The organism is Roseateles sp. P5_E11 (assembly GCF_054049355.1).
Map to the genome: position 1 here is coordinate 1 of NZ_JBFUMO010000559.1, position 3,760 is coordinate 3,760.

General features: G+C 63.1%; 3 protein-coding genes and 1 pseudogene. 1 reads left to right on the plus strand and 3 read right to left on the minus strand.

The window, feature by feature from the left end:
* A partial coding sequence (gene rpsG, locus ACXJKR_RS26905; protein ID WP_457325421.1) for a 30S ribosomal protein S7 occupies positions 1-344 on the minus strand: 344 nt, incomplete at its 3' end.
* Positions 345-499: 155 nt separating this feature from the next.
* Positions 500-874 carry a 30S ribosomal protein S12 gene (gene rpsL / locus ACXJKR_RS26910; RefSeq protein ID WP_056194784.1) on the minus strand — a complete coding sequence of 125 codons (375 nt, stop codon included), beginning with the start codon at positions 872-874 and terminating at the stop codon, positions 500-502.
* Between the two features lie 159 nt (positions 875-1,033).
* On the opposite strand from rpsL, the gene ACXJKR_RS26915 reads away from it, so the two are divergent.
* On the plus strand, positions 1,034-1,513 hold the full coding sequence (locus ACXJKR_RS26915; RefSeq protein WP_457325422.1) for a putative toxin-antitoxin system toxin component, PIN family: 480 nt from the start codon (positions 1,034-1,036) through the stop codon (positions 1,511-1,513).
* Between the two features lie 69 nt (positions 1,514-1,582).
* Here the strand turns inward: ACXJKR_RS26915 and ACXJKR_RS26920 are convergent.
* Positions 1,583-3,760: pseudogene (locus tag ACXJKR_RS26920) on the minus strand (DNA-directed RNA polymerase subunit beta'); the annotation flags it as partial.

Below are 3,760 nucleotides of genomic sequence, written 5' to 3' on the forward strand. Positions count from 1 at the left end.
GACTTCTCACCGCGCTTGCGAGCGGATTCCTTCAACCAACGCATGGCCAGAGCCATCCGGCGGACGGGGCGAACTTCCACGGGAACTTGGTAGTTCGCACCGCCGACACGGCGGGACTTCACTTCGACCATGGGCTTCACGTTGTTCAGGGCGACCATGAACACTTCCAGCGGATCCTTGCCGATCTTCTTCTCGACCTGCTCCAGGGCACCGTAAATGATGCGCTCAGCGACGGCCTTCTTGCCCGATTCCATGATGACGTTCATGAACTTGGACAGATCGACGGAGCCGAACTTGGGGTCCGGCAGGATTTCGCGCTTGGGTACTTCGCGACGACGTGGCATGGGATTCTTCCTTCTGCTTCAGTTGGAGGTGGCGTTTGCCGGACTCCGTTGGACAACCACCGACATCTGGGGTTATCCACTTACTCGGCTGACTGACATTTCAGCAGCCGCAACAACGTTGGTTCAGTCAATGCTGACTGAGCCGAACAAACGATTTACTTCTTCGGACGCTTCGCGCCGTACTTGGAACGCGATTGCTTGCGATCCTTGACGCCTTGCAGGTCGAGCGAACCACGGACGATGTGGTAACGAACGCCGGGCAAGTCTTTCACACGGCCGCCGCGCACGAGCACAACGCTGTGTTCTTGCAGGTTGTGGCCTTCACCGCCGATGTACGAGATGACCTCGAAACCGTTGGTCAGACGCACCTTGGCGACCTTACGCAGAGCCGAGTTCGGCTTCTTGGGCGTGGTGGTATAGACGCGGGTGCAGACACCGCGGCGCTGCGGGCAATTCTGCATCGCAGGCGACTTGGATTTGGTGACCTCGGCCTCTCGACCGTGGCGCACCAGTTGATTGATGGTTGGCATAAACGACTTGTTCCCGTTTGAAGTCTGTGAGCCTTCGCTGATTTTTAGGCACGCAGCAATGCGCCGCCCAAAAGGCAAAGAGCCGAGGATTGTAGACCGGCGGGGAATTCGGCACAAGGGTCTGCCCGATGCATGCGCCATGCCCTGTAAGCTGACGACATGGCCGCCTCCACCCCGCCCGCCGCCTTACCCAGCTTCCCGTCTTCCGCCGCAGACAAGCCGGCCATCGTCATCGACACCCAGGTCGTGATGGACTGGCTGGTGTTCCGCGACTCACGCATTCAGGCTTTGATCACCGCGGTCACCTCGGGCACGTTGCGCTGGCTGGTAGCGCCACCCATGCGCGATGAGATCCGACATGTGCTGGGTCGCGGCGTCGCGGCGAGCTATGCGCCAGATCTGGTCTTCATCGAGGCACAGTTCGACGCCCACGCGCAGCCGGTCGAGACCATCGAGCCCCAGCCCCCGGCCTCGCGCTTGGTCTGCCGCGACCCCGACGATCAGAAATTCATTGATCTGGCACTCTCGAGCCGGGCGCGCTGGCTGATCTCCCGCGACAAGGCCGTGCTGGCGCTGGCCAAGCGCGCCCGGCCACGCGGGCTGCTCATCGTGACGCCGGAACGCTGGTCGCTCGAATGAGCCCACCAAATAAAAAGCCGCCCGCGGCTTGAACCGGGGGCGGCTTCGGAGGGCAGAACCCTCGGGGGCTTATTCAGCCGAGCTGTCGCCAGCGTCCACGCCAGCCATCTGTGCAGCAGCCAGCTCCTCGGCCTCCTGCAGCGCGATGGCACGGCGCTCGGCGTCGTCCATGGCTTCCTTGACGCGGCGCGCCTCGTGGAAGGCCATGCCGGTGCCCGCGGGGATCAAACGCCCGACGATGACGTTTTCCTTCAGGCCACGCAGCTCGTCGCGCTTGCCCATGATGGCAGCCTCGGTGAGCACGCGGGTCGTTTCCTGGAAGGAAGCGGCCGAGATGAACGAATCGGTCGACAGCGAGGCCTTGGTGATGCCCAACAGCACGTCCGCGTGGATGGCAATCATCTTGCCTTCCTTGCGCAGTCGGTCGTTGGTATCCAGCAGCTCCGAGCGCTCGACCTGCTCGTTGAGGATGTAGGTCGAATCGCCCGGGTTGGTAATCATCACGCGACGCAGCATCTGGCGAACGATCACCTCGATGTGCTTGTCGTTGATCTTCACGCCCTGCAGACGGTAGACGTCCTGCACTTCGTCGACGATGTAGCGCGCCAGTTCCTCGATGCCCAGCAGGCGCAGGATGTCCTGCGGATCCGCGGCACCGTCGACGATCAGCTCGCCGCGGTTGACCACCTGGCCTTCGTGCACCAGGATGTTCTTTTCCTTGGGCACGAGTTCCTCGTGGGCCTTGCCGTCCGGGTCGGTGATCTGCAGGCGAATCTTGCCCTTGGTCTCCTTGCCGAACGACACGGTACCGGTCTGCTCGGCGAGCACACCAACATCCTTGGGCGAGCGGGCTTCGAAGAGTTCCGCCACACGCGGCAGACCGCCGGTAATGTCGCGAGTCTTCTGGCCTTCGACCGGGATACGGGCGAGCACTTCACCGGGCAGCAGCTCCTGGCCGTCGCGGATCTGGATCAGCGAGCCGACCTGGAAGCCGATGGCCACCGAGTGATCGGTACCCGGGATCTTGACCTCGTGGCCACCAGCGTCCAACAGCTTGACCTGCGGGCGGATCACCTTGGCCGCACCGYGGCGCTTCGGGTCGATGACGACCAGGGTCGACAGACYGGTCACCTCGTCCACCTGCTTGGCGACGGTCACGCCTTCCTCGACGTTCTCGAACTTTGCCTTGCCGGCGAATTCCGTGATGATCGGGCGGGTCAGCGGGTCCCAGTTCGCGAGCACCACACCGGCCTTGATGGTCTGGCTGGCCTTGATGTTCAGGATCGCGCCATACGGCACCTTGTGACGCTCACGCTCGCGGCCGTGCGGGTCGGAAATGACGATCTCGCCGGAGCGGGAAATCACCACCAGTTCGCCCTTGCCGTTGGTGACGTAGCGCATCGTGGCGTTGAAGCCGATGATGCCGTCCGACTTGGCTTCGACGCTGGAGGCCACCGCTGCACGCGACGCCGCACCGCCGATGTGGAAGGTTCGCATCGTCAGCTGCGTACCGGGTTCGCCGATGGACTGCGCGGCAATGACGCCGACAGCTTCACCGACGTTCACCAGGCCACCGCGGCCGAGGTCGCGGCCATAGCACTTGGCGCAAAGGCCGAAACGTGTGGCGCAGGTCAGCGGCGTGCGGACCTTGATTTCGTCGACACCAGCGGCTTCCAGCACGTCCAGCGTGTCTTCGTCCAGCATGTGGCTGGCACCCAGCAGCGAAATCTGGGTCTCGGGGTGCACAACATCGATCGCGGTGACGCGGCCGAGGACGCGGTCACGCAGCGATTCGATGACTTCACCACCTTCGACCAAGGCACGCATCGCCATGCCGTTGTCGGTGCCGCAGTCATTCTCGATGACCACCAGATCCTGGGTCACGTCGACCAGGCGACGCGTCAGGTAGCCGGAGTTCGCGGTCTTCAGCGCCGTGTCCGCCAGGCCCTTACGAGCACCGTGGGTGGAGATGAAGTACTGCAACACGTTCAGGCCTTCACGGAAGTTCGCCGTGATGGGGGTCTCGATGATGGAGCCGTCCGGCTTGGCCATCAGGCCGCGCATGCCAGCCAACTGGCGGATCTGGGCCGCGCTACCGCGGGCACCCGAGTCGGCCATCATGTAGATCGAGTTGAAGGACTCCTGGTCGACGGTCTTGCCATGACGGTCCACGGTCTTCTCGACCTTGAGGTGGTCCATCATCTTCTTGCCGATTTCGTCGCCGGCCTTGCCCCAGATGTCCACGAC